The organism is Agrobacterium sp. SORGH_AS 787 (assembly GCF_030819035.1).
Lineage (GTDB): Bacteria > Pseudomonadota > Alphaproteobacteria > Rhizobiales > Rhizobiaceae > Agrobacterium > Agrobacterium larrymoorei_B.
The window spans coordinates 1550322-1576449 of the sequence record NZ_JAUTBG010000001.1; the positions used below are offsets into that span (position 1 = coordinate 1550322).

Genomic DNA, 26128 nt, shown 5'->3' on the forward strand with positions numbered 1-26128 from the left:
GCCGAGCAGTCTGCTCTACCGCGCTATGTGGATAAAGTGCGGAACACCGATTGCTCGAGTGCCGATGCGGCGTTATACCCCAGGTTAAGGTCTGGGTGCCGATACTGGTTTAAGTAGGTGCATCCGTGCCGGGGAGGATTTATTCTGGTCGTTGACTGCCGGTCAAAACACCGGTTGTATCTGCATTGAATGGATCGATATGACAATTCTGTCGGACGCCGTCCCCATCGCTCTCTCCTGTTCAGTAATGCAATCCTCATTGAGGTTTGGCATCGCCATAATTCCTGCGGTCTGTCCCGGCGTTGCCGGATACTGAACGATCATTGAGCCTGGCCTTTCTGCCGGCTCTCAAATTGGACATTGATTTCATGAGTAAATCGTCAAATTCACTTTCACTTCCAGCCAGATTGTGGCTGCTGGTACTGGGCGCGGTCGTCCTTGCCGCAGGTTTGTTCTTCGCCATCGGCGGCGGCAAGCTCGTTGCGCTCGGTGGCAGCCCGTATTTCGTGACGGCAGGTGTCGTGCTTGTCGTTTCGGGTCTGCTGATCCTTCTTCGCAAACCTGCAGGCGCGCTTCTCTTCGGTCTGGTTTTCATCGCGACCGGCATCTGGGCGGTCTGGGAGGCAGGCTTGCATTTCTGGCCCTTGATCTCCCGCCTGCTGGCGATCAGCGTCGGGGCCACTGTGGTGGCGCTCTCCTCTCCGCTGTTGCGGCGCGCCCAGGGCAAGACGCCAGCCTATGGCTCGTCTTTTGCCATTGCTGCCATTCTAGCCATCGCCTCCGGCGCTGGTTTTGCTGGAATGTTCGTGGCCCATCCGACCGTCGCCTTCAAGGGTGAGGTGGCTCAACTGACGCCGGTAACGGCTGACAAGGAGCAGAAGAACTGGGAGCACTACGGCAATACGTCAGGCGGCAGCCGTTTCGTCGCTCTTGACGATATTACCCGCGACAATGTCAAAGACCTCAAGGTCGCATGGACTTACCACACCGGCGATACGCCGATCAGCCCCGGCGCGAATGGTGCCGAAGACCAGGAAACACCGCTGCAGGTTGGCGACACGGTTTTCCTCTGCACACCGCACAATAATGTCATCGCGCTCGATGCCGATACCGGAACTGAAAAGTGGAAAACCGAGATCAACGCCAAGTCGTCCGTCTGGATGCGTTGCCGCGGTCTTGCCTATTTCGATGCAAAGGCACCTTTGCAGCAGCCAACGGCACCTGGCTCGACGCCTGTGACGCCCGCGGTCGTGGCCGATGGTGCGCTTTGCCAGCGCCGCATTTTGATGAACACGATCACGGCCGAACTGATCGCGCTCGATGCCGATACCGGCGCGTTTTGCCCCGATTTCGGTACGAATGGTCGCGTCGATCTCAAGATCGGGCTTGGTAATGCGCCCGACCCGCAATATGTTCTCACTTCCGCGCCAACGCTTGCAGGCACGACGGTCGTCGTCGGCGGACGTATTGCCGATAACGTCCAAGTGGATATGCCGGGCGGCGTCATGCGCGGCTTCGACGTGATCACGGGTGAACTTCGCTGGGCCTTCGACCCGGGCAATCCTGAAATCACCAAGCTACCCCCTGAAGGCCAGACCTATACGCGCTCGACGCCGAATGTCTGGGCATCCATGTCCTATGACCCGGATCGGAACACGGTCTACATGCCGGTCGGCAGCCCGTCGGTCGATCTTTATGGCGCCACGCGCACGCCGCTCGATCATAAATACGGCGCATCGATGCTGGCGCTCGATGCAACGACGGGTCGTGAGAAGTGGGTCTACCAGACGGTTCATAACGACCTCTGGGATTTCGACGTACCGATGCAGCCAAGCTTCATCGATTTCCCTAAGGCGGATGGCACGACAGTACCTGCGCTGGTCTTCGGCACCAAGGCTGGACAGCTCTATGTTCTCGACCGCGCCACCGGTCAGCCTTTGACGAAGGTGGAAGAGGTTCCGGTCAAGCCGGCCAACATTCCGAATGAGCGCTATGCGCCAACGCAGCCGCGCTCCGTCGGCATGCCGCAGATCGGTGCGCAGACCCTTACCGAAGCGGATATGTGGGGCGCGACACCATTCGATCAGCTTCTATGCCGAATCGCTTTCAAGGGCATGCGCTATGAGGGCCTTTATACGGCGCCGGGCACTGACCTGTCGCTCAGCTTCCCGGGTTCGCTCGGCGGCATGAACTGGGGTGGTCTTTCGACCGATCCGACGACGAACACCATCTTCGTCAACGACATGCGGCTTGGCCTGTGGATCCAGATGAAGGAAGCCGCCCCGACCAAGGCAACGGCAAGCGGTGGCGAAAGCGTCAATACCGGCATGGGCCTCGTGCCGATGAAGGGAACGCCTTACGCGGTCGATAAAAACCGCTTCCTGTCTGCGGTCGGCATTCCTTGCCAGGCTCCGCCCTATGGCACGATGACAGCCATCGATATGAAGACGCAGCAGATCAAGTGGCAGGTTCCTGTTGGCACGGTGGAAGATACCGGTCCGCTGGGGATCAAGATGGGCCTTCCGATCCCAATCGGTATGCCCACACTGGGCGGCACGCTCGCCACACAGGGCGGCCTCGTCTTCATCGCCGGCACGCAGGATTACTATCTGCGCGCCTTCGACACCGCGACCGGCAAGGAAGTCTGGAAAGCCCGTCTTCCCGTCGGCAGCCAGGGCGGTCCGATGAGCTACAAGTCACCCAAGACTGGTAAGCAGTATATCGTCATCTCGGCGGGCGGCGCACGCCAGTCACCCGATCGCGGCGATTACGTCATTGCCTATGCATTGCCGAAATGATCGCAGTGTGAGACCATGAAGAAAAGCAAAACCCGGGAGCGATCCCGGGTTTTTGCGTAGAAGACCGCTGAGAACCAGGTGGAACCTCAATCGCAACGTGACGTTTGGAGAGTGTGTGCCGGGCAGTGGGCTCCGACATTCCACCAGTATTTGATGGGTGGTCTTGTGAACTTTCGTTGGTCCTCCCATAAGCCGAAGGTGGCGGTATCGGGAGTTTCCTATATTGTCCGGCGCAGAAATTTTATGCGTTGGAAAGGTCTATGCCGTGAATGAACAGGTTCGAAAGATTACTCCCGTACTTCTGGCAGGCGGCGCGGGGTCCAGACTTTGGCCGGTGTCACGCGATCAGTTGCCCAAACAGTTCCAGCCTCTCGTTGGAGAGCTTTCGACGTATCAGCAGACCTTAAAGCGCGTCAGCGACAAGAGCCTCTATGCCGAGGCGTTGGTGATCACCAACGAGGATTTTCGCTTCTTCGCAAGACGACAGGCCGAAGAGATCGATCTGCCGGCAACCGTCGTCTTGGAACCGGCGCGCCGTGACAGCGCTGCCGCCATGGCTGCTGCAGCACTGCTGGCGGATCGGCGCGAGAAGGGGTCGCTCGTTTTGGCGCTCGCGGCAGACCATGTGGTGCTGGACAGTGATCTTTTCGCGGATGCGGTGAGGCTGGGTGCGGAAGCGGCTGAGCAGGGAAATATCGTCGTCTTCGGCCTGACGCCGACCGAACCGCGTACCTCCTACGGTTACATCAATCCCGGCGAGACCATCAACGGCAATCAGGACCTTTGTGTCGTAGAGGCTTTCGTTGAAAAGCCGGATGAGGCGCGTGCTGTCAGCTACGTCGAAAAGGGCTATCTCTGGAATTCCGGCAACTTCCTGTTCCGCTCCGATATCATGATCGAAGAATTGAGGAGCCATGCTCCCGAGATCCTGGCCGCAGTTCAGGCGGCTGTCGAGAACCAGGAAGTCGATCTCGGCTTTGTTCGTCTCCATAAGGAAAGCTTTGAATCCTCGCCGAAGAACTCGATCGACTATGCCGTCATCGAGAACACCAAACGCATGGCAGTCGTACGAGGTCACTTCCGTTGGTCCGATATCGGTAGCTGGGATGCCATCTGGGAAATTGCCGACAAGCATGGCGCTGATAATGCGATCGAGGGGCAGGGGATCATTGTCGATTCCGAAGGTTGCCTCGTGCATTCCACCGGCTTGCTGACGACTGTCGTCGGTGCCAAGGATCTCGTCGTGGTCGCCACGAAAGACGCGGTTCTGGTCACGCCGAAGAACCGTGTCCAGGACGTGAAAGGCCTAGTGGAAACTCTGAAAGGTGGCGACCATTCCTTGAAGACGGAGAGGCACAAGCGCGCCTACCGTCCATGGGGTCACATCGAGCAGACGGATTCCGGTCATCGCTATCGAGTCAGCCACGTGAAGGTCGAGCCGGGTCATCGGATTTCGCTACAGCAGCATTATCACCGCTCGGAGCATTGGATCGTCGTTCGGGGCACCGCAACGGTCACGATTGAAGACCAGACTCGCCTTCTAACGGAAAACGAGTCGGTCTATATTCCGATTGGCAAGCCGCATCGCTTGGCGAATGAGGGCCAGATCCCACTGGAACTGATCGAAATTCAGACCGGCTCCTACCTGGGTGAAGACGATATCATCCGACTGCACGACGACTATAGGCGCGAGTAGAATTCGCGCCTCGATGTTGGGACGCGGATCGGCTCAGGCTGCGGAAGACAACTTGACGGTACCTTGTGCCGGCAAAAGCCTTAGCACTTCATCGGTATAGGCCATGCTGTTTTGAAGCGCCTTGTCGAGGTTGCTGACCTGTGACGGGTTCATCATGTGGAGATAGCCGCGGAATTCGAACATGTCGCGGAAGGCGGCGCGTTCGATGATCGGCGTGTTCAGCACGTTGACGTCGCGCTTGGCGAGCAGCGCTTTCGCTGCCAGCAGCGCGCGCGTCGTCACCATCGAATTGACGCGTGACAAGAGCACGGAATGTGGGATCTTGATGCCTGCACGATCGTCGAGATAGCGGAGGAGCTCCAGCACCTGTGCGGCACCCTGCGCATCCATCGTGCTGCCCTGAACGGGGATGATGACGTGGTTGGAAAGGCCGACGGCCGTTGCCAGAAGCGGAGACTGGGCGCCGGGCAGATCGACGATCACATGGTCGAATTTCTTGCGGTTGTCGAGCACATGCTGCTGCAGTGTGGTTATCGAAACATACGTGATGACCGTAAGGTCAATGCGGTGGTCGGCATTATCGCGCCACTTCGAGAGCCAGCGCTGCGGGTCGGTGTCGATCACGCAGACGCGCAAGCCCCGCCGCGCAAGCTCCGATGCCAAGAGAAGAACTGCGGTTGTCTTGCCTGCACCGCCCTTGGTGTTTGCGAACGTGATGACTGCCATGATGAACCCGAGCGTAAAAAGAGGGGGCGGCGATCATCGCGCAAGAAACCGCACCCATCTCATGGTGCGGTTCGATCATTCAACAATATGGTTAACAGGGTCTGAAGAGAAAGTGCGAGAAGTCAGCGTCTGTGGTCTTCCGCCATGATTTCGCGCGCGATCTGATCGAGCGAAACGATCTTGTCGACGCCGCCATGGGCGATCGCTTCCTTCGGCATACCGAAGACGATGCAGGAGGCTTCATCCTGCGCAATCGTGTAGGCCCCGGCCTGATGCATTTCCAGCATGCCGCGGGCGCCATCGTCCCCCATACCTGTCATGATAACGCCCATAGCGTTCGATCCGGCAGAGCGCGCGGCAGAACGAAAGAGCACGTCGACTGACGGTCGGTGACGGGAGACGAGCGGGCCGTTTCGGACCGAGACATGGTAACGTGCGCCCTGGCGCTCCAAAAGCATGTGCTTGTCGCCAGGTGCGATCAGCACGTGGCCGCGCAGAACCGGGTCGCCATCTTCCGCTTCCTTGATCTCGACTTCGCAGAGGCCATTCAGGCGCTTCGCGAAGGCCGCGGTGAACTTTTCCGGCATGTGCTGGACGATGACCATGCCCGGTGAATTTGCCGGCAGTCTCTCCAGCATTTCCCGCAGGGCTTCGGTACCGCCTGTCGAGGCGCCGACACAGATCACCATTTCCGTGGTCCGTGCCATCGCCTTGCCCGACGGTGGTGGCAGCACGGCATCTGCCGTCAACTTGGCCTGGGTACCAAGTGTGCTCGACGCGCGAGGCTGGGCACGCACGCTCTTGACCCGCGCATGCGCCGCACTCTTGACGACTTCGCAGATACGCAAGGCGGATTCCGCCAAATGATCCGCAGCGCCAATGCGAGGCTTGAGGATAACGTCGACGGCCCCTGCTTCCAAGGCCTGGATCAACGTTTCAGAACCTGCTTCGGTCAAGGAGGAGCACATCACCACCGGGATGGGATGCTGCGACATGATCTTTCGCAGAAACGTAATCCCGTCCATCCGCGGCATTTCGACGTCAAGGGTGATGACGTCCGGGAGATCGTCTTGGATCCTCTTTGCGGCGATGAAGGGGTCGGAGGCAGCACCGATCACCTCGATCGCAGGATCGGCCTCCAGCACAGCGGTCAGCGTTTGTCTCACGCTGGCAGAGTCATCAACGATGAGGACGCGTACTTTTTTGACCATGATAACCTACTGCTTGAGGAAAACCGTGTTGGCGACCTGTTTGACCGGCAGATTGATGCCGGTGACAGACTCCGAGTGCCCGATCATCAGATAGCCGCCGGGCGCCAGGCACTTGCAAAGCTCTGTCAGCACATGGGTCTGTGTCTTTTTGTCGAAGTAGATCAGCACGTTGCGGCAAAAGATGATATTGACCGGCGCGCCGATGTCATAGGACGGATTCATTAGGTTCATGCGGGCGAAGCCCACCTTCGAGCGCAGCTTCGGCGAAATGCGGACATCGCTGCGATATTTGTCTCTTGCCTGCATGACATATTTGCGTTGCATGGCGTTCGGCACGGGCTCCAGAAGATCCCGATTGTAGATGCCGGAATGCGCCTTCTTTAGAACGTCTGTGGAGAGATCCGTAGCGAGGATGCTGAAATCGGAGATCACGCCCTTCTCGACGGCTTCCGCCATGATCATCGCCATCGTGTAGGGTTCGGCACCCGTCGAGCAGGCGGAACTCCACGCGCGCGGCTGTCTGATACCCTGTTTGGCAAGCATCGGAAGAGCGGTTTTTTCAAGAAAGTCGAAGTGGTTCGGTTCGCGAAAGAAATCCGTCTTGTTCGTCGTTACCACGTCGATGAGATATATGACCTCGTCTTTCAGACCGTCCTGGCGAAACAGATACTCGCAATAGTCCGAAAAGGTCGGAAAGCCCGTCGCGCGTAAACGCTTGCGCAGACGGCCTTCCAGCATCGAACGCTTGGCGTCCGTCATCTTGATTCCGCAGTAATCATAAATGAAGGCGGATAGCTGGCGGAAATCGCGGGTGTTCAAACTATCTTCGAAGTTGACGCTAACAGCTGTACTCAATTACTCGTCCTCTCAGGCGGCGCGCATCGGGCCGTTGTCGACCTTTGCAAGCTCGCCGGCATCGCCAGAGAACAGCTTTGCGAGATCGATGATGACGACGAAATCGCTTTCGCGGCGAACGACCCCGGCGATATAGCTGGAGTTCCAGCGAATACCGATGTCAGGTGCGGTCTCGATCTGATCCTGCCTGAAAGGCGTGACCTCGAAGACTTTGTCGGCAACGAGACCGAGCGCCAGCACCTTTTCGACGAAAGGAATGTCGAGCACCAGAATGCGCGTATGCGATGTCTTCACCGTCTTGGTCATGCCAAGGCGTAGGCGAAGGTCGATGACCGGAACGCCCTGTCCGCGCACATCCCTCAGGCCGAGCAGATAATCAGGACCGTGAGGGATCTTAAAGGCTTCCTCGTGGTCGAGGATTTCACGAACGACGTCCACGGGAACCGCGAAGACTTCCTCGCCAAGGCTGAACGTCACGTATTGCATGGTAGATGTTGGGCTCGCCATTTGCGTCTTCTCCAGAAGTCTTGGTCGACATTGCCGATGAGGCGTGAAGGTGTTTCATATTGCAGGAAGCGGGAGGCTTCTTGCGCGACTTACTTGCTATTACCTGCCGTGCAGAAAATCATCATCGCTTGAGTCCGGTCCACCCATCGACATGTCCAGGGCAAAGCCCTTGGCACGAGCCTGTTGGGCATGCACGGTGCCAGTTGGCGCAGGGCGACGGACAGGAGCTGCAGGCTTTGTAACACTGCGGGGCACTGGCGCTGCTACCGAATGGCGGACAGGTACGGGCTTTGCCGGAGCCGCTGCCTCGGCACGCGCAACCTTGAAGAAAGCGATGCTCGATTGAAGCTCTTCGGCCTGCGCCGCCAGTTCTTCGGATGTTGCAGACATTTCCTCGGAAGCGCCGGAGTTCTGCTGCGTCACCTTGTCAAGCTGCTGGATTGCCTCGTTGATCTGGCTTGCGCCAATATCCTGCTCACGGCAAGCCGCAGAAATTTCGGCCACCAGTTCCGCGGTCTTGCGGATATCCGGAACCAAGCGGTTGAGCATCTCGCCCGCGTCGGTCGCGACCTGCACCGTCTCGCCGGAGAGCGAGGAGATTTCAGCGGCGGCCGCCTGGCTACGTTCGGCAAGTTTGCGGACTTCAGAAGCAACCACGGCGAAGCCTTTACCATGCTCACCGGCACGTGCAGCTTCGACAGCAGCGTTGAGTGCGAGAAGGTCAGTCTGACGAGCGATCTCCTGAACGATCGAAATCTTCTGCGCAATTGTGCGCATCGCAGCGACAGCACGACCGACGGCTTCACCGCTTACCTCTGCGTCCTTCGACGACTGGCGGGCAATCTTCTCTGTCTGGGCAGCGTTATCGGCGTTTTGCTTGATGTTTGCCGCCATCTGTTCCATGGAAGCGGATGCTTCTTCGGCAGAGGAGGCCTGCTCCGTCGCACCCTGCGAGACTTGCTCCGCGGCAGAGGAAAGTTGGTGACTACCGGCGGCAACCTGATCGGCGGCATTCGAGATACCGGCTGCCACCTTAGAGAGATTTTCCACCAACGAGTTGATGGCGTCTTTCATTTTCTCGTGGTCGCCTTCGCACTCGATCTCGACGAATTCGGTCAAGTCGCCGGTGCTGACCAGATCGAGAACACGATTGCCTTCCGCAATGGGCAGGATGATCGCGTCCAGCATGCCGTTGATGCCCGTCACGAGTCCGGCAAAATCGCCGGAAAAATGATCGGCAGCGCCGCGCTCACTCAGCTTACCGGCGGTGGATGCGTCGATCAGACGCTGAAGTTCCTTGATGATCTCACGGAAGTTGCCACGAAGCGTCTCGATCGTCTCGTTGATAAAGGCTTTTTTGCCAGGGAACTGTTCCAACTGGGCGTCGAAATTGCCTTCGCCGAATGCCTTGACGCAGGCCATCGCCTTCTTTTTTACAGCGATATGGCCCGCCACCATGTCGTTGATGCCTTTTGCCATCACCGCAAAATCGCCCTTGAAATGATCGACGGGAACAAAGACGTCGATATCGCCCTTGTCATGCTCGGACGACATCTTGTTCATCTCAGCGATCAGGCCGCGCAGATTGCCGCGTAAGGTTTCGATCGTGTCGTTTATGAAGGCTTTTTTGCCCGGGAGCTGCTCAAGAGGAGCATCGAAGTTGCCCTCGCCGAGTTCGCGGACGCAAGCCATTGCTTTCCTTTTGACGCTGATATGGCCAGCGACCATCTCGTTGACGCCCTTCGCCATTGCGAGATAGCTGCCTTTGAAGGTCTCGACTGGTATCGCCACATCGATGTCGCCGCGATCGTGTTCGGCGGACATGTGGGAGATCGATTGTGCAAAGGCTTCGACGGGACGTGTCGCTGCCTCAAGAAGAGCATTGACTGCCTCCAGAACATCTCGTGCACCGCCGGTCGCACTAGCGAGATCGGCGCGTGCAGATATGTTTCCTTCCTCGAAGACGGCCTGGAGACGCTTAATCTCTTCGATTGCCGTTGAGGGACGGGAGGATTTTTTCATCTGAACGTATAGCGACATCTCTTGTACCTTTACGCCTCTTAGAACTCTGGTGTTTCCTTGATCGTCAAACTGGCCGTTTGCTTCTTTGGGTCGTTGGTACCGGCGCGACTGCGTCGGTACCAACTAGCGATAAGATTTTTACGCGCTTTGCTTGAAGTCCTGGTCGTTTTCGTCCGGTCCGCCCATGGACATGTCGAGTGCGAAGCCGTTGGCACGCGCCTGCTGGGCGTGGACGGATTGCGAAGGAGCAGGGCGGCGAACTGGAGCGGCAGGTTTCGCAGTTGGACGATGCGTTGCCGCGGTAGCCGCAGGGCGGTCCGGTGCTGCGCGGCGGTTTGCATTGGCACGGTCCACCTTGAAGAAGGCGATGCTGGCCTGTAGTTCTTCTGCCTGTGCGGCGAGTTCTTCGGACGTGGCAGAGACTTCCTCGGAAGCACCGGAGTTCTGCTGCGTCACCTTGTCGAGCTGCTGGATCGCTTCGTTGATCTGGCTGGCACCGATATCCTGCTCGCGGCATGCGGCAGAGATTTCCGCCACCAGTTCCGCCGTCTTGCGGATGTCTGGAACCAGACGGTTCAACATATCGCCAGCTTCGGTCGCGACCTGAACGGTTTCGCCGGAGAGCGAGGAGATTTCAGCGGCGGCCGCCTGGCTGCGTTCTGCCAGCTTGCGAACTTCCGAGGCAACCACCGCAAAGCCCTTGCCATGCTCACCGGCACGTGCGGCTTCGACGGCGGCGTTGAGTGCCAGAAGGTCGGTCTGACGCGCGATCTCCTGAACGATAGAGATTTTCTGGGCGATGGTGCGCATCGCGACGACGGCACGGCCAACAGCTTCACCACTGGCTTCGGCGTTCTTGGACGATTGGCGAGCGATCTTTTCGGTCTGGGCAGCGTTATCGGCGTTCTGCTTGATGTTGGCAGCCATCTCTTCCATGGAAGCGGAGGCTTCCTCGGCAGAGGAGGCTTGCTCCGTCGCGCCTTGAGATAACTGCTCGGAAGATGAGGACAGTTCCTGGCTGCCGGATGATACGTTGCCGGCTGCGGCAAGCGCATCACCCACGACGCCACGCAGGCGCTCGACCATGTCGTTTACATGCGTGATCAGTACACCGATCTCGTCACGGGATGTCACTTGAATATTCTCTGTCAGATCACCTTCGGCTACCTTGCGAACCGCTGTCGTTGCCCTTGTGAGGCCGCGACTGATGGAGATGCTGATCCATATTGCTGAAACGATAGAAACGACGCCAGCGACTGAAGCGATAATCACAAGCGTGCTGAATGTGCTTTGGTAGGTAGCGTCGCTCGCCTCATCGGCTTTTTTTACGGCGGCTTCGGTCAAGCTGGAAAGCGATTCCGTCAGGGCGTCTAGCTTTTGACCCGCCACTGTTCCTTCATTCTGGTTCAAGGCAAGCGCGTCATCACGGCGACCCGTTTTCATGTAACCGACAAGACTATCTTCCAGCTTCTCGTAGCCAGCCCAGAATTCGCGAATTTCCATCCACTTGCTTTTGAATTCTTCGGGGGCTGCAGCTTCGCCCGCATTAAGCGCCGTCCTGAAATTTTTTCTCTCTTCTTCGATGGTTTCGAAGGCGGCGTTCATTTTCTGCTCGGTGGTTGCGAGCAAAAGGTCGCCCTCTGCCAAACCGAGACCATCAAAGGCCTTCGCCAGATCATTGGCTACATCATCCTGTTGGATTGGCCCGGTCATCATAGCATCTTGGAGCGTTGCCAATTGATTGACGCCACTGATACCAAAAATCGCACAGCCTGCCATGAGGCCGACGAGCAAGGTAAAAATCAGAGTGAGTTTCAATTTAATCGTAAAACGCATCGAGGTGTTCCTTAACTAAGTAGGACACATAGCCCATGCTATCATGCCGCTTTTCAAAGAGACCTTGGCCCCCGTGGTGGCGGGCTAAAGCGCCCGCCATGGTTTCGAGATGGTAGGGAAGTATCCTGGTTTCAGGCGGTTTCCCTGAAGTCGTGGTCATTGTCGTCGGGGCCGCCCATGGACATGTCGAGTGCGAAGCCATTTGCGCGGGCCTGCTGAGCATGGACGGTGCTGGTCGATGCAGGGCGACGGACTGGAGCAGCAGGCTTTGCCGCAGGACGGTGAGAGACCGCCGCAGCTGCAGGACGACCCGGCACAGAGCGAGCTGCTGCGGCAGCATTGGCACGCTCGACCTTGAAGAAGGCGATGCTGGCCTGTAGCTCCTCGGCCTGTGCGGCGAGTTCTTCCGAGGTCGCAGACATTTCTTCGGAAGCACCGGAGTTCTGCTGCGTCACCTTGTCGAGCTGTTGGATCGCTTCATTGATCTGGCTGGCACCGATATCCTGCTCGCGGCATGCGGCAGAGATTTCCGATACGAGTTCTGCCGTCTTGCGGATATCCGGAACCAGACGGTTCAGCATCTCGCCAGCTTCGGTCGCAACCTGAACGGTCTCGCCGGAGAGCGAGGAGATTTCAGCTGCTGCTGCCTGGCTGCGTTCTGCCAGCTTGCGGACTTCCGAGGCAACGACGGCGAAGCCCTTGCCATGCTCACCGGCACGTGCGGCTTCAACGGCGGCATTGAGTGCGAGAAGGTCGGTCTGACGCGCGATCTCCTGAACGATGGAGATCTTGTCGGCGATGGTGCGCATGGCGACGACGGCACGACCGACAGCTTCACCACTGGCTTCGGCGTCCTTGGACGACTGGCGAGCGATCTTTTCGGTCTGGGCAGCGTTGTCGGCGTTCTGCTTGATGTTGGCAGCCATCTCTTCCATGGAAGCGGAGGCTTCTTCGGCAGAGGAGGCTTGCTCCGTCGCACCCTGAGACAGCTGTTCGGAAGACGAGGATAGTTCCTGGCTTCCCGACGAAACGTTGTCAGCGGCCGCCAATGCGTCGGCCACCACCCCACGCAAACGTTCCACCATCGATTGAAGCGCAATGCCGAGCGTATCCTTATTGGAGAGCGGCTTCGGCGTCACGGTGAGGTCACCGTCGGCGATCTGGTTTGCGACAGTGGCGGTTTCGCGCAGGTTCGTGACCATGTGCAGCATGGCGTTGCCGAGCGTATCCCTGTCCGAAAGCGGCTTCACATCCTTGGAGAGATCACCAGCGGCAATGGTGCCCGCAACATCGGCGGTGGCACGCAGATTGACGACCATATTGCCCATGGCGATGCCAAGACTGTCTTTATCGGAGAGCGGCTTCACATCTTGGGAGAGATCACCCTGTGCGATATTGTTTGCGACCGCAGCCGTAGCACGGAGATTCGTCGTCATGACGTTCATGCTGTCGACAAGATCCTTGATCTCGTCATTGCTTTTGATTGCGATGTCCTGATCAAGGTCGCCAAGCGCGACGGCGCGGGAAGCGCGGATCGCCTGCTGCAATCCCCTGTTGATGCCAAGTGCAATCCATGTCGCGACCAGGATCGAGAGGACGATGATCGCTACGACGACGCTAATGAGAATTGTGCGGGATGTGGCATATTCCTCGTTGGTCGCTTCGTCCGTTGCCTTCAAGTCGGCAGCGATTTCGTTGTTCAGCGCTTCGAGCGTGCTCAATAGCGCGCGCGTTGCCTTTTCACCGTCGCCCATGGAGATCGCGCCAGCCTGGCGATTGCTTTCGGCTGTGTTCTCGGTTGCCAGACGCAGCACGTCTTCTTGCAGTTTTTCCCAAGCGGGAACGGCGGCCTTGAGCTCGATTACCTTGGCGTGGATTGCCGGATTGGTCTCTTTTTCAAGAGCTGAAGTGATCTGTCCGATCTTTGCGCGCTCGGTGCGTGCGGAGTCGACGTACGTTGAAATGCGAGCTGGATCTTCATTCAGCGCCGCGCTCTTTTCGCTAGCAATGGCATTCAGGATTGCGTCGGAGAGATCGCTTGAGTTGCGCAGATTGGCGGCGGGGCCCTGAACGATATCGGTCACTGCGGCATTAAGGGATGAAAGTTGGGTAATCGCCATGCCCGCCATGCCTGCTGACAGCAGAATGATGAGAGCAAAAGCAAGTGCAAGTTTGAGCTTAATCGTAAATCGCATCTTGATGGTGTCCTTGGATATGCCGATACGCCACGAAAGGGAGAAAGGCACTGGCTCTTGAAGGTTTGTTCGGGAATGGCAGTTGTTACTGGGGGTGAGGAGCCTGTGCTCGGTTGATCACAGGCTCCTCGAATATTTTAGGCACTCTCTCTGAAGTCCCGATCGTTATCGTCCGGTCCACCCATCGACATGTCGAGTGCGAAGCCATTGGCACGCGCCTGCTGGGCGTGGACGGAGTGGGTCGGGGCTGCGCGGCGAACGGGAGCAGCAGGCTTTGCAGCAGGACGGTGGGAGACCGATGGAGCGGCGGGGCGAGCCTGTGCCGTGCGACCATTCGTGGTGGCACGCTCGACCTTGAAGAAGGCGATGCTGGCCTGTAGCTCTTCGGCCTGTGCTGCAAGTTCTTCGGAGGTCGCAGACATTTCTTCGGAAGCACCGGAGTTCTGCTGCGTCACCTTGTCGAGCTGCTGGATCGCTTCGTTGATCTGGCTGGCACCGATATCCTGCTCGCGGCATGCAGCAGAGATTTCCGCCACCAGTTCTGCCGTCTTGCGGATATCCGGAACCAGACGGTTCAACATATCGCCCGCTTCGGTCGCAACCTGAACGGTCTCGCCGGAGAGCGAGGAGATTTCAGCGGCCGCCGCCTGGCTGCGTTCTGCCAGCTTGCGAACTTCCGAGGCAACCACCGCAAAGCCCTTGCCATGCTCACCCGCACGCGCGGCTTCGACGGCGGCATTGAGTGCGAGAAGGTCGGTCTGACGCGCGATCTCCTGAACGATGGAGATCTTGTCGGCGATGGTGCGCATCGCGACGACGGCACGGCCGACAGCTTCACCGCTGGCTTCCGCATCCTTCGACGACTGGCGAGCGATCTTCTCAGTCTGGGCAGCGTTATCGGCGTTCTGCTTGATGTTGGCTGCCATCTCTTCCATGGAAGCGGAGGCTTCTTCGGCAGAGGAGGCTTGCTCCGTCGCGCCCTGAGACAGCTGTTCGGAAGACGAAGACAGCTCCTGGCTGCCGGAGGAGACGTTGTCGGCTGCAGCGAGCGCATCACCCACGACGCCACGCAGGCGTTCAACCATCTTTTCAAGCGAGATGCCGAGCGTGTCCTTGTCGGAGAGCGGCTTTGGAGTCACGGTCAGATCGCCGTCGGAAATCTGGTTTGCGACATTGGCGGTGTTGCGGAGGTTGGCCGTCATCGCGTTGATGCGCTCGACAAGGTCCTTGATCTCATCATTGGTCTTGATTTCGACGTTCTGGTCGAGATCGCCAATAGCAACCGCTTCAGCAACCGTCATGATCTTGCGCAGACCGGTGTTGATGCCAAGCGCGATCCAGGTTGCAATGATCAGGCTTCCAAGGACAGCCGATGCCACCGCAATGATCATGATCAGACGAACCTGCTCATAGGTCGCCTGGCTCTCGGCGAGCGTTGTATCGACCCGTTCAAGTTGAACCCGCACGAGTTCTTTGGTGTTGGTGCCGATAGTCTGCGCGAGGGCGCGCATCTGGCCGTTGGAAAACTCAATGGCGCTCTGCTTGTTGCTGGCTGCCAGCAGGTCCTTCAGCTTTACGGACTCCCCGCTGAATTTTTCAAAATTCTCTATTACGGCAACCCAATAAGGCTTGCCCTGTTCGGAAGCCTGCGAGAGGCCTGTGCGGGCAAGCTCAAGAGTGGTCACCAATAGGTCGTCCGAGAGTTTGGTGTAGCGAGTGACGCCCGCAGCATCGTTCTCAAGCAGGGCATTCTTCTGCTGGCGAATGATCTCGGAGAGATTACGGTCGATCTGCAGCGCGTATTGCAGGCGCTTTTCCGGGCCGTTTGCCAGGTCGCCAATCGCGTTGTTGACCGTGCCAAGGCTGTTGATGCTGTAGAACGACAGCGCAGCAAGGACCGTGAGGATGATGCCGAATGCCAGCGTCAGTTTAAGTTTAATCGTAAATCGCATTTTGCCCCCGTAAGTGATGCTCAAGGCGCATCAGTGTTTGCTGGCCAAAAGATCCATTTTCTTTCAGTTCGCGGTGTCGTTCGTTATCATCCGCCCGGGTGGGCGAATGATATTTGCGCTCAAGCCTTTCGGCATCCTCTTGACCGTCGATCCCCCTCGACGGAGAGGGTCATACTTTTCCCAATTCCACGACATTGCCCTGGGCGATTGTCTTTCCGGGCATGCCCTCGCGCTGCGCCGAGAAGATCGCGATCAGGTTCGGCATGATGACGAACTCGGACCCGCGCTTGATCAGGCAGTTGATGTAGTCTGGCCGCCACCGCATGCCGACGCTGGGCGGCGGTTCGCTGGCGGACTTGGAGAAGGTCGTCACTTCGTAGACCTTGTCGGTTCTAAGCCCGACCAGCGTCTGCTCACCCTCCAGAGAAAGCTCGATGACGATGATGCGGCTGTCGATGGTCTTTTCCGCCGCATGCATGCCGAAGGCGAGACGGATGTCCGCCAGCGGAATGACCTTGCCGCGAAAATTGATGACGCTGGACACGAAAGCCTTGGCGCCCGGAACGGCCGTTTCGGGCAGAAGGTCGAGTATTTCCTGAACCTGTGCGGCCTCGATCGCAAAGGTCTCGCCTTCGATCGAAAAGGTTAGAACTTCAATGTCTTGGCGTTCTGCCCAGAAGTCTTCGGGCTGTTTCAAAAGCGGCTGGTTCATCCGGCAATGCGCATCTGCGCCTCCTGTTGCTGCCCTGCCGCAACCAGATGTGCGACGTCGAGAATGAGAGCGACGCTGCCGTCTCCAAGGATGGTGGCGCCGGAAAAGGTCGCGACATCATGGTGCAGCTTGGACATGGCTTTGATGACTGTCTGGTGATCGCCGATGATCTGGTCGACGACCAATCCGACACGTTCCGAACCGGTGGAAATGACCACCACCTTCTGGAACTGGTCCGGCTTGGTGCCGCTCTGGAAAAGCTCCCGCAGGCGGATGAACGGTACCAGGCTTTCGCGCAGCGAAATGAAGGACCGACCGCGAGATTTGACGTCGTCTTCAGGCGACAGTTCCAGGCACTCTTCGACTGCCGAGAGCGGAATGACGTAGCAGCCATGGCCGACACGAACGAGCAGGCCGTCGATGATGGCAAGTGTGAGCGGAATGGCGAGCGACACTTCCGAGCCTGCGCCTGGAGCACTGGTGATGTTGATCGTGCCGCGAAGCGCCTCGATCGTCTTTTTGACGACATCCATGCCGACGCCGCGCCCTGACAGGTTCGTGACCTGGGCTGCTGTCGAGAAGCCTGGCTCGAAAATCATCTGCAGGAGTTCTTGATCTGTCAGGATGGCGCCCGGCGCCACGAGCCCGGAGGATTCCGCCTTGGCGCGGACCCGCTCACGGTTGATGCCGCGACCGTCGTCCTTGATTGTGATGATGACGTCACCACCGGTCTGGCGTGCGACAAGCGAAACATGTCCGACTGGGTCCTTGCCAGCGGCTAGACGCTCTTCCGGTGTTTCCAGGCCGTGATCGCAGGAGTTGCGCACAAGGTGGACGAGCGGATCGGCAAGCCGTTCGATCACGGCCTTGTCCACTTCAGTGCTTTCGCCCTCGGTGATCAGCTCGATCTGCTTGCCGGTTTCGCGCGCCAGATCATGTGTCAGGCGGCGGAAGCGGCTAAACAGCTGGGCGATAGGAACCATGCGCAGAACCATCATCGTGTCGCGAAGCTCGCCCGAAAGACGCTCTACATCTTCTGAGACAGCACGCAGATGAATGTCGACACTGGTATTGGCAAGCTGCGACAAACGCGACTGGGCGATAACCAGCTCGCCGACGCGGTCCATCAACTCATCGAGCCGTTCAGCGGGGACGCGTACATTCTCTGCAGCTCTCCCCTGCTTGCCATCCGTGGCTGCCTGGACAAGCTGAGGATTGGCCTTGGCGGCTTCCTCGACAGGAGAAGGAGGTGGCACGATTTCCTGGGAAGTCGTAGCGTCCTCCACCTTCGTGATCTCGAGTTCCATGTCGTCCATGACGAAGATGAAGACATCGTCGATGGCGGAACGGGGCTGTTCGGTGGTCAGGGTTACGGACCAGCCGACATAAAGCTGCGTCGGATCGATTTCTCCAAGAGGAGGAATGGCACCTGTGTTGGCGACGACGGTGCACTCGCCGAGTTCGGTCAACTCATTGAGCAGGCCGAGCGGGTTGGTGCCATTCGCCATGGCGTTCTCAGGAAGGCGGAATTTGATGGTCCAGGTCGCACCAGAGATTTTCGGCTCGGTAACAGCAGCGGTCGCCTTTGAAACCGATGGAGCAACAGCCTTGCTGCCGGCGCCTTCACCGACGGCCGCCTGCAATTTGGCCAGCAACCGCTCACCGGTTTCGGGAAAAGCACTCGCAGGGTTGTCCACCAGGCGGCGCATATGGTCCTGAGCTTCCAGGACTGCAGCGATCAATTCGCTGGTGGCGGGAACTTCGCCCTTGCGAACGCGGTCGAAGGCCGTTTCGCAATGGTGGGTAAAGGCAGCGAGCGCCTCGAAGCCGAACATTGCGCCGGACCCTTTTAAGGTATGCAGACCGCGAAACACGGCATCAATCTGACTTTGATTGGATAGATCATGCAAAAGGTCGAGAAGCCCGCTTTCGATCTGCTCGAAAAGCTCTGCGGCTTCAGTCCTGAAAACCTGAATAGGGTCCAGCAGCGTCATTTACCGAGTACCTTTCTGACAATCTTGACGAGATTTTCCGGGTCGAACGGCTTGGTAACCCAGCCGGTAGCGCCGGCTGCCTTGGCGCGCGCCTTCATGTCGGCATCGGACTCCGTCGTCAAAAAGATGATCGGCACGCCGGTGTGGGCTGGAGACTGACGCAGCGATTCTATCATCTCCAAACCGTTCATGTTCGGCATGTTGAGGTCGGTGACGATGAGATCGAAGGGAGCGCTTTTCGCTTTCGCAAGTCCGTCAGCCCCATCGACAGCCTCGGTTACCTGGTAGCCGGCGTTAGTCAGGGCAATTTTCGTCGTCATGCGAATGCTTGCGGAATCGTCCACGGTAAGAATGTTGGCGCTCATTTAAATGTCCTTTCCATGCAGCCAGAAGAGGCGCGAAGCCTCGTCCATGTTCTCAAGAAAGCCGGCCCGCCCCAGCGTTTCCATGACGCTTTGGCCTGCTGGCTTTTTTAAAGTGATGAATTTGCCCTGCTCCCGGGCGTAAAGACGGGACGATTCAACAAGTTGAAGGAAACTCAGATCGACGGATGCGTCCTCTGGTATATCCAGCACAACCGCGCTGCTTTCCTTAAAAGCGGAAAGAAGGGTCTCGTGGATCGCGGCGATCCCCCTTATCGAGAGGGACGAGGGAAGAGTGACTGTTTCAGGGGTCATCGGCTTTCCTGGGTGTTTTCGGTTGGAACGCGCCCCTTGGGCGAAAGAGAAAGAGTGTCGTCGAGGCTGACGGCTAGGGCCGGTGGCTCGACATGCGCCTTGTTGACATACGTCATCAGTTTCTGGATGGCGGGCCACTGCCGATCAAAGGCTGCGACGCAGTCGGGATCGAAGTGCAATCCGCTGTTTTCGCGGATGTGGTCTCTGGCAGCATCGATTGCCCATGCCTTTTTATAGGGACGTTCGGTACACAATGCCTCGAAGACATCTGCGACCGCGACGATCCGTGCGACGAGTGGGATGTCCTTGCCCTTAAGGCCGTTGGGATACCCAGTGCCATCCCATTTCTCGTGATGGCCGCCTGCGATCGCTTCGGCAACCTGCAGGAGGCGCGACGTGCCATTGCCGAGAAGACTGACGCCGAACTCCACATGCTTGCGCATTTCTGCAATTTCGTCGGACGTCAGTTTGCCGGGCTTCTGCAGAATACAGTCGGCAATACCGATCTTGCCGACATCATGAAGCGGCGCCACGAGATAGATCATCCGGCAGGTTTCTTTATCGAGGCCGAGATCGGCCGCAATCAACTGGCTGATTTTGGCTACGCGAGAGATGTGATCACCGGTGGCGCCGTCGCGAAACTCGATCGCTCGCGCAAGGCGCCAAATAATTTCTTCTTCACGCGAAACGACTTCCTGCGTGGCGTGCGCCACCTCTTCTTCAAGCCGGGCGGCTTGACGCGAGAGTTCCAGATGGGCTTTGCGGAGCTGCACCAGATTGGTGGCGCGAGCTTGAAGTTCGATTGCATCGAAGGGCTTGGATACGAACTCTGTCGCGCCCGCCTCGATAGCGGCTATCAGGACTTCGCGCTGTCGTTCGGCAGTCACCATGACGATTGGCACGAGGTCATAATCGGGCGACTGCTTCAGTGCCTTGATAATGTCGATGCCCGTATGGCCTGGCATCATATAGTCGATGAAAAGCAGATCGACAGGATTGGCGAGACAATAGGTCAGCGCTTCGTCCGGCGCCGTAAATGTAATAAGTTTAATACCCTCAATATTGCTCAACGATGATTGAAGAGCAAAAAGTGCGGACCGGCTATCGTCTACGAGTACTACCTTCACCGTGGCTCCAGGCATTCGACAGGGAACAGAATTCCGTTCTTCGGTTTTGAAGCCGGAGCGGGCGTTCTTAAGGATGAGGACATTTGGGAGATTGGGCCTGCGTCATGCGCCCACTGCGACCGTCCCCTGCAATTCACAATGTCGGGAAAACACGGGATCGAGGTGCGGCTGTCAAAAGGTATTTAATATAACGATGGTTAAAGTCGCGTTAAAAGGCGATCGAAGGGTTTTTTTATTTCCAAGCGAAAAACATCAATAAATAAAAGGATTTGAGTTTATATTTGACAATACGCGAAATAGGTTTTCGCGGGTCTCAATACGCCGACGTCAAGGATGGAAGTATAAGCGGATTTCGAAAAATATTGATGAGCATTGCGTCATATTGAGAAGGCTTTTTTAGTTGGTTATATATTTTATGCTTGAAGTAGTATCGCGCACGCGATCCAATTTAGCAACGCGCCGTTGCCAGAGGGCGGACTCACAGGTGCGGAGCGTTCATTCCCGCAGATTCGATCTGAATGCTTCGCCTGATCATTCATTAAGTATCTGAAATTAATGAATATATTAAAGGATTAAAATTTCGTGTCGTGCCCGGTTGCACAATGAATATGATTCGCATACGGTCTTACGGCAACGTTTCAGTGAGGGAGGAGACTCATGCGCATTCGTTCTATCCTGACCGCTTTGGCGGCGAGTGTTATGCTGCCGACGGGTATAGCCGGAGCGACAGATCTTGAAGTAACGCATTGGTGGACATCGGGCGGCGAAGCTGCTGCGGTGGCCGAACTGGCGAAAGCATTTGATGCAACTGGAAATAAGTGGGTGGATGGCGCGATTGCGGGTTCCGGCGGCACTGCCCGCCCGATCATGATCAGCCGTATTACTGGCGGTGACCCGATGGGCGCCACCCAGTTCAACCACGGACGGCAGGCTGAAGAGCTCGTTCAGGCCGGTCTGATGCGCGATCTCACCGATGTTGCCACAAAGGGCAAGTGGAAAGAGGTCATCAAACCCGCAAGCCTGCTCGACAGCTGCACCATCGATGGCAAGATCTATTGCGCGCCGGTGAACATCCACTCCTGGCAGTGGCTGTGGCTCTCCAATGAAGCCTTCAAGAAGGCTGGTGTCGATGTTCCGAAGAACTGGAATGAATTTATTGCGGCTGGTCCTGCGTTGCAGAAGGCCGGTATCCAGCCTCTGGCGCTTGGTGGTCAGGCATGGCAGGCGAACGGCCTGTTCGATACGCTTGTTCTGTCACTCGGCGGCAAGGATCTCTACGAGAAGGTTTACAAGGACAAGGATGCCGAGGCCGCAGCCGGACCGGAAATGGCGAAGATTTTCGCTGCAGCCGATGCCGCCCGCAAGCTTGCCAAGGGCTCTAATGTTCAGGATTGGAACCAGGCCACCAACATGGTCATCACCGGCAAGGCTGGTGGTCAGGTCATGGGTGACTGGGCGCAGGGTGAGTTCCAGCTTGCCGGCCAGAAAGCCGGGACGGATTATTCCTGCCTGCCGGGTCTTGGTCTCAACGAATATCTCACGACCGGTGGCGACGCCTTCTACTTCCCGCTCTTGAAGGATGAAGCCAAGTCCAAGGCGCAGGAGGTGCTGGCCGAGACGATCGTCGATCCCAAGACGCAGGTTGCCTTCAACTTGAAGAAGGGCTCTCTTCCGATCCGTGGGGACGTCGATCTCAATGCAGCCAATGACTGCATGAAAAAGGGTCTTGCCATTCTCGGCAAGGGCAACGCTCTGACCAGCACCGACCAGTTGATCTCGGCCGACTCGCAGAAGCAGAAGGAAGACCTGATGGCGGAGTTCTTTGCCAACGAGTCGCTGACCGCAGAGCAGGCGCAGAAGCGCTTCGCGGACATCATCTCTTCGGCAGACTGATTATCAATCGCAAGGCATCGGCGGGTTTATGGCCCGCCGATCTCGCGACACTTCGACAGGCGCAGGAGATCGTGCCTGACCGGATATCTTTGCAGCATTGCTCGCCAGATGTCCGAAGCAACGATTGATAGGAGGGCATATGGCAGTAAAGAGCCATTCGGGACGTCCAAACCAGCTATTTCGCAATCTTAATTCCAAGATTGCCTCCATCCCATTGATCCTGACGTCGATGGTCATTTTTCTTGGCGGTACGATTTGGACGATTGTTTATTCATTCACAAACTCCAAGCTCCTGCCGAGAACGACCTTTGTCGGATTCGATCAGTATGAGCGCTTGTGGGCCGCTCCGCGCTGGATCGTTTCGATCCAGAACCTCGCCATTTATGGTGTCTTGTCGCTGATCTTCAGTCTGGTGATCGGCTTCCTGCTCGCCGCGCTGATGGATCAGAAGATCCGCTTCGAGAACACGTTCAGAACGATCTTCCTTTACCCCTTTGCCCTGTCTTTCATCGTGACGGGCCTCGTCTGGCAGTGGCTGCTTAACCCGGAGTTCGGCATTCAGTCGGTTGTCCGTTCGCTCGGCTGGGAAAGCTTTACCTTCGATCCGCTCTATAACTCGCAGATCGTCATCTACGGTATCCTGATCGCGGCGCTCTGGCAGGGCACGGGCCTCGTTATGTGCCTGATGCTCGCAGGACTGCGCGGCATCGATGAAGACATCTGGAAAGCAGCGCGTGTGGACGGTATCCCCATGTGGAAAACGTACCTGCTCATCGTCATTCCGATGATGCGCCCAGTCTTCATCACCACGCTCGTCATTATCGCCAGCGGCATCGTCAAGGTCTACGACCTCGTCGTCGCACAGACGAGCGGCGGTCCCGGCATCGCCTCGGAAGTTCCGGCGAAATACGTCTATGACTACATGTTCCAGGCCCAGAATCTGGGGCAGGGCTTTGCTGCCTCCACCATGATGCTGCTCACCGTTGCCATCATTATCGTTCCATGGGCCTATCTCGAATTCGGAGGGCGCAAGCGTGGCTAACATCAGCACTCTCAACACAGTCGCTGCCGGTGCCGATGCCGTCTCGGATCAGTTGAGCGGCCCTCGCGGTCGTAAACCCCGCAAGACGCTGTCGCGCCGCAACATCATCCTTTATGGTACGCTGATCGTCGCAGCGCTCTATTATCTCCTGCCCCTTTACGTCATGGTCGTGACCTCGCTGAAGGGCATGCCGGAGATCCGTCTCGGCAATATCTTCGCGCCGCCGGTGGAAATCACCTTCGAGCCCTGGGTCAAGGCGTGGGCGAATGCCTGCACTGGCCTCAATTGCGACGGGCTTTCCCGCGGCTTCTGGAATTCCGTCCGCATCATGATCCCGTCCACCATCGTGTCGATCCTGATCGCCTCGATCAGTGGCTATGCGCTGGCGAACTGGAAGTTCAAGGGTTCTGAGTTCTTCTTCTCGGTCCTGATCATTGGCGCCTTCATTCCCTATCAGGTCATGATCTATCCGATCGTCATCGTGCTGCGTGAAATGGGCATCTATGGCACGCTGACGGGCCTCATCATGGTTCATACCATCTTCGGTATGCCCATCCTGACCCTGCTGTTCCGCAACTATTTCGCGGGGCTGCCGGAAGAGCTCTTCAAAGCCGCACGCATCGATGGCGCCAATTTCTGGCAGATCTACTTCCGCATCATGCTGCCCATGTCGATGCCGATCTTCGTCGTCGCCATGATCCTTCAGGTCACGGGCATCTGGAACGACTTCCTCTTCGGCGTCGTGTTCACAAGGCCTGAATATTATCCGATGACGGTTCAGCTGAACAATATCGTCAACTCGGTCCAAGGCGTGAAGGAATACAACGTCAACATGGCCGCTACACTGCTGACGGGTGCCGTTCCTCTTTTCGTTTACTTCGTTTCAGGCCGACTTTTTGTGCGCGGCATCGCCGCAGGCGCAGTCAAAGGGTAAGTTCATGAATAAAAGCGTTTCCATTCGGGATTTGTCTCTGTCGTTCGGTGCAGTCAACGTGCTGTCCACGCTCAATCTCGATATCTATGATGGCGAGTTTCTCGTCCTTCTCGGCTCATCTGGCTGCGGCAAGTCCACTCTTCTCAATTGCGTCGCCGGACTTCTCGACCCGACCGAGGGGCAGATCTTCATCAAGGATCGCAACGTCACCTGGGAAGAGCCAAAGGACCGTGGCATCGGCATGGTTTTCCAGTCCTATGCGCTCTATCCGCAGATGACGGTGGAGAAGAACCTGTCCTTCGGCTTGCAGGTCGCAAAGGTGCCGAAGGACGAGATCGATCGTCGCGTTAAAAGAGCCGCGGGCATTCTGCAGATCGAGCCTCTCTTGAAGCGCAAGCCTGCCGAACTGTCCGGTGGACAGCGTCAGCGTGTGGCGATTGGCCGTGCGCTGGTACGAGATGTGGATGTGTTCCTGTTCGACGAACCGCTGTCCAACCTCGACGCCAAGCTGCGCTCCGAACTGCGTGTGGAAATCAAGCGCCTGCATCAGTCGCTGAAGAACACGATGATCTATGTGACGCACGACCAGATCGAGGCGCTGACACTGGCCGACCGTATCGCCATCATGAAAGCCGGCGTCATCCAGCAGCTGGATGATCCGGTCTCGATCTATAACCGTCCGAAAAATCTTTTCGTCGCGGGCTTCATCGGCTCGCCGTCGATGAATTTCCTGCGGGGTGAACTGGTCGAAAAGGATGGCAAGGTTGTCTTCACGACGAATGGCGTCAGCTTCAGCCTCGACGGTTATGAGGCTCTAGCACCGCTGAGCGCCGGCAGGCCTGTGGTTCTCGGCGTTCGCCCCGAGCATATTCGTGTGGACGCCGATATTACCGGCGGCGAGGTGCATGAGGCCGTAGTCGACATCGAAGAACCGATGGGTGCGGATAACCTCATCTGGTTGAAACATGCCGGCCATACGATCTCGGTGCGCGTCGGCGGCCATCGGCGTTTTGCCCCCGGAACCAGGGTCAAGCTCGGTTTCGACATGACCATGGCGTCCCTTTTCGATGCGGGAACGGAAGACCGCATTTGATCCTCTCATCTTCACCATTAGAGCCAAATGTCAGGAGAGACATATGACCAAACTCGGCTTTCAACTTTACAGCGCGCGCAATTTCCCGCCGCTTTCCGATATCCTCAAGAAGCTGTCTGCTGCAGGCTATTCCCATGTCGAAGGCTTCGGTGGCATCTATGCCAATATGGATGAGGCGGCTCTCAAGGGTCTGCGCGCAGATCTGGACGCCAATGGTCTCACCATGCCGACGGGCCATTTCGGTCTGGATATGCTGGAAAACGATCGCGAACAGTCTCTGAAGGTCGCCAGGACGCTTGGTATCGAGGCGATCTATTGCCCTTATCTCCTGCCTGATCAGCGCCCAAGCGATGCCGCAGGCTGGTTCGCCTTCGGAAAGCGTCTTCAGGAAGCAGGCAAGCCCTATCGCGATGCCGGCATTTCCTTCGGTTGGCACAATCACGACTTCGAGTTCGCCACGCTTGACGACGGCTCCACGCCACAGGAGCAGATCCTTGCGGGCGGCCCTGATCTGGAGTGGGAAGCCGATATCGCCTGGATTATCCGCGGCAATGCCGATCCGCTCGCCTGGATTGAAAGCTATGGCAAGCGCATCACAGCCGTCCACGTGAAGGACATTGCGCCCGCCGGTGAAAACAAGGACGAGGATGGCTGGTCGGATGTCGGGCACGGCACCGTCGATTGGAAGGGCCTTGTCGCGGCTTTGAAGAACACAGCCGTGAAGTATTACGTGGTCGAGCATGACAATCCAAGCGACGCTGACCGCCTGATCACGCGCTCCATCGAAGCGTTCAAGTCCTACTAAAAACACCGCGGTGAGCGTCAGCTCGCCGCAATCACCGCTTTACTTTCACGGGT

Annotated in this window: 20 protein-coding genes; 7 read left to right on the top strand and 13 right to left on the bottom strand. The window is 57.5% G+C overall.

Annotated features, from left to right (window positions below; translation table 11 throughout):
* The first annotated feature begins 368 nt into the window (after window positions 1-368).
* Together QE435_RS06830 and QE435_RS06835 are read left to right on the top strand one after the other, a co-directional pair.
* The gene (locus QE435_RS06830; RefSeq protein ID WP_349040722.1) at window positions 369-2798 is read left to right on the top strand and encodes a glucose/quinate/shikimate family membrane-bound PQQ-dependent dehydrogenase; all 2430 of its coding nucleotides are present in this window, start codon (window positions 369-371) and stop codon (window positions 2796-2798) included.
* Between the two features lie 265 nt (window positions 2799-3063).
* Window positions 3064-4494, top strand: coding sequence for a mannose-1-phosphate guanylyltransferase/mannose-6-phosphate isomerase (locus QE435_RS06835; RefSeq protein WP_349040723.1), 1431 nt, complete (start codon window positions 3064-3066; stop codon window positions 4492-4494).
* Between the two features lie 33 nt (window positions 4495-4527).
* Here QE435_RS06835 and QE435_RS06840 read toward each other — a convergent pair whose 3' ends face one another.
* From QE435_RS06840 to QE435_RS06900, 13 genes are all read right to left on the bottom strand, one after another.
* Complete coding sequence (locus QE435_RS06840; protein ID WP_349040724.1) at window positions 4528-5220, bottom strand: ParA family protein; 693 nt, start codon at window positions 5218-5220, stop codon at window positions 4528-4530.
* Window positions 5221-5342: 122 nt separating this feature from the next.
* Window positions 5343-6431 (bottom strand): chemotaxis response regulator protein-glutamate methylesterase, encoded by a 1089-nt coding sequence (locus QE435_RS06845; RefSeq protein WP_349040725.1) that lies wholly within the window; start codon window positions 6429-6431, stop codon window positions 5343-5345.
* A gap of 6 nt (window positions 6432-6437) precedes the next feature.
* Window positions 6438-7286 (bottom strand): protein-glutamate O-methyltransferase, encoded by an 849-nt coding sequence (locus tag QE435_RS06850; protein ID WP_306928316.1) that lies wholly within the window; start codon window positions 7284-7286, stop codon window positions 6438-6440.
* Window positions 7287-7298: 12 nt separating this feature from the next.
* Window positions 7299-7793: a chemotaxis protein CheW gene (locus QE435_RS06855; RefSeq protein ID WP_306928315.1), complete on the bottom strand. Its 495-nt coding sequence runs from the start codon at window positions 7791-7793 to the stop codon at window positions 7299-7301.
* A gap of 99 nt (window positions 7794-7892) precedes the next feature.
* Window positions 7893-9833, bottom strand: a complete 1941-nt coding sequence (locus QE435_RS06860) for a methyl-accepting chemotaxis protein (RefSeq protein ID WP_349040726.1) — start codon at window positions 9831-9833, stop codon at window positions 7893-7895.
* A gap of 120 nt (window positions 9834-9953) precedes the next feature.
* The gene (locus QE435_RS06865) at window positions 9954-11651 is read right to left on the bottom strand and encodes a methyl-accepting chemotaxis protein (protein WP_349040727.1); all 1698 of its coding nucleotides are present in this window, start codon (window positions 11649-11651) and stop codon (window positions 9954-9956) included.
* Between the two features lie 131 nt (window positions 11652-11782).
* Window positions 11783-13846, bottom strand: a complete 2064-nt coding sequence (locus tag QE435_RS06870) for a methyl-accepting chemotaxis protein (RefSeq protein ID WP_309770147.1) — start codon at window positions 13844-13846, stop codon at window positions 11783-11785.
* Between the two features lie 137 nt (window positions 13847-13983).
* The gene (locus QE435_RS06875) at window positions 13984-15798 is read right to left on the bottom strand and encodes a methyl-accepting chemotaxis protein (RefSeq protein WP_349040728.1); all 1815 of its coding nucleotides are present in this window, start codon (window positions 15796-15798) and stop codon (window positions 13984-13986) included.
* Between the two features lie 169 nt (window positions 15799-15967).
* Entirely contained in the window at window positions 15968-16510 is a 543-nt protein-coding gene (locus tag QE435_RS06880; RefSeq protein WP_306928306.1) for a chemotaxis protein CheW, read from the bottom strand.
* Window positions 16507-18504: a chemotaxis protein CheA gene (locus tag QE435_RS06885; protein ID WP_309770149.1), complete on the bottom strand. Its 1998-nt coding sequence runs from the start codon at window positions 18502-18504 to the stop codon at window positions 16507-16509. Before QE435_RS06885 ends, QE435_RS06880 begins: the two co-directional genes overlap by 4 nt.
* Entirely contained in the window at window positions 18501-18869 is a 369-nt protein-coding gene (locus QE435_RS06890; RefSeq protein ID WP_112357843.1) for a response regulator, read from the bottom strand. The genes QE435_RS06885 and QE435_RS06890 overlap by 4 nt, the downstream gene beginning before the upstream one ends.
* Window positions 18870-19181 carry an STAS domain-containing protein gene (locus QE435_RS06895; RefSeq protein WP_349040729.1) on the bottom strand — a complete coding sequence of 104 codons (312 nt, stop codon included), beginning with the start codon at window positions 19179-19181 and terminating at the stop codon, window positions 18870-18872.
* On the bottom strand, window positions 19178-20308 hold the full coding sequence (locus QE435_RS06900) for an HD domain-containing phosphohydrolase (RefSeq protein ID WP_349040730.1): 1131 nt from the start codon (window positions 20306-20308) through the stop codon (window positions 19178-19180). The genes QE435_RS06895 and QE435_RS06900 overlap by 4 nt, the downstream gene beginning before the upstream one ends.
* A 657-nt stretch (window positions 20309-20965) precedes the next feature.
* Between QE435_RS06900 and QE435_RS06905 the strand changes: the two genes are divergently transcribed.
* The 5 genes from QE435_RS06905 to QE435_RS06925 all read left to right on the top strand — a co-directional run bounded on the left by QE435_RS06905 (window position 20966) and on the right by QE435_RS06925 (window position 26075).
* Complete coding sequence (locus QE435_RS06905) at window positions 20966-22201, top strand: ABC transporter substrate-binding protein (RefSeq protein ID WP_349040731.1); 1236 nt, start codon at window positions 20966-20968, stop codon at window positions 22199-22201.
* A gap of 139 nt (window positions 22202-22340) precedes the next feature.
* On the top strand, window positions 22341-23243 hold the full coding sequence (locus tag QE435_RS06910) for a sugar ABC transporter permease (RefSeq protein WP_349040732.1): 903 nt from the start codon (window positions 22341-22343) through the stop codon (window positions 23241-23243).
* Window positions 23236-24177 carry a carbohydrate ABC transporter permease gene (locus QE435_RS06915; protein ID WP_306928296.1) on the top strand — a complete coding sequence of 314 codons (942 nt, stop codon included), beginning with the start codon at window positions 23236-23238 and terminating at the stop codon, window positions 24175-24177. The genes QE435_RS06910 and QE435_RS06915 overlap by 8 nt, the downstream gene beginning before the upstream one ends.
* 4 nt (window positions 24178-24181) lie before the next feature.
* A complete protein-coding gene (locus QE435_RS06920; RefSeq protein ID WP_349040733.1) occupies window positions 24182-25270 on the top strand; it encodes an ABC transporter ATP-binding protein in 1089 nt (362 codons plus the stop codon).
* A 43-nt stretch (window positions 25271-25313) separates the two neighbouring features.
* On the top strand, window positions 25314-26075 hold the full coding sequence (locus QE435_RS06925; protein WP_349040734.1) for a sugar phosphate isomerase/epimerase: 762 nt from the start codon (window positions 25314-25316) through the stop codon (window positions 26073-26075).
* Window positions 26076-26128: the final 53 nt, after the last annotated feature.

Bases quoted from the DNA above. Each gene is read 5' to 3' on its own strand.
- QE435_RS06830 (WP_349040722.1), top strand. From the start codon at position 369: ATGAGTAAATCGTCAAATTCACTTTCACTTCCAGCCAGATTGTGGCTG.
- QE435_RS06840 (WP_349040724.1), bottom strand. From the start codon at position 5,220: ATGGCAGTCATCACGTTCGCAAACACCAAGGGCGGTGCAGGCAAGACA.
- QE435_RS06845 (WP_349040725.1), bottom strand. From the start codon at position 6,431: ATGGTCAAAAAAGTACGCGTCCTCATCGTTGATGACTCTGCCAGCGTG.
- QE435_RS06855 (WP_306928315.1), bottom strand. From the start codon at position 7,793: ATGGCGAGCCCAACATCTACCATGCAATACGTGACGTTCAGCCTTGGC.
- QE435_RS06860 (WP_349040726.1), bottom strand. From the start codon at position 9,833: ATGTCGCTATACGTTCAGATGAAAAAATCCTCCCGTCCCTCAACGGCA.
- QE435_RS06865 (WP_349040727.1), bottom strand. From the start codon at position 11,651: ATGCGTTTTACGATTAAATTGAAACTCACTCTGATTTTTACCTTGCTC.
- QE435_RS06870 (WP_309770147.1), bottom strand. From the start codon at position 13,846: ATGCGATTTACGATTAAGCTCAAACTTGCACTTGCTTTTGCTCTCATC.
- QE435_RS06875 (WP_349040728.1), bottom strand. From the start codon at position 15,798: ATGCGATTTACGATTAAACTTAAACTGACGCTGGCATTCGGCATCATC.
- QE435_RS06880 (WP_306928306.1), bottom strand. From the start codon at position 16,510: ATGAACCAGCCGCTTTTGAAACAGCCCGAAGACTTCTGGGCAGAACGC.
- QE435_RS06885 (WP_309770149.1), bottom strand. From the start codon at position 18,504: ATGACGCTGCTGGACCCTATTCAGGTTTTCAGGACTGAAGCCGCAGAG.
- QE435_RS06890 (WP_112357843.1), bottom strand. From the start codon at position 18,869: ATGAGCGCCAACATTCTTACCGTGGACGATTCCGCAAGCATTCGCATG.
- QE435_RS06895 (WP_349040729.1), bottom strand. From the start codon at position 19,181: ATGACCCCTGAAACAGTCACTCTTCCCTCGTCCCTCTCGATAAGGGGG.
- QE435_RS06905 (WP_349040731.1), top strand. From the start codon at position 20,966: ATGCGCATTCGTTCTATCCTGACCGCTTTGGCGGCGAGTGTTATGCTG.
- QE435_RS06910 (WP_349040732.1), top strand. From the start codon at position 22,341: ATGGCAGTAAAGAGCCATTCGGGACGTCCAAACCAGCTATTTCGCAAT.
- QE435_RS06920 (WP_349040733.1), top strand. From the start codon at position 24,182: ATGAATAAAAGCGTTTCCATTCGGGATTTGTCTCTGTCGTTCGGTGCA.
- QE435_RS06925 (WP_349040734.1), top strand. From the start codon at position 25,314: ATGACCAAACTCGGCTTTCAACTTTACAGCGCGCGCAATTTCCCGCCG.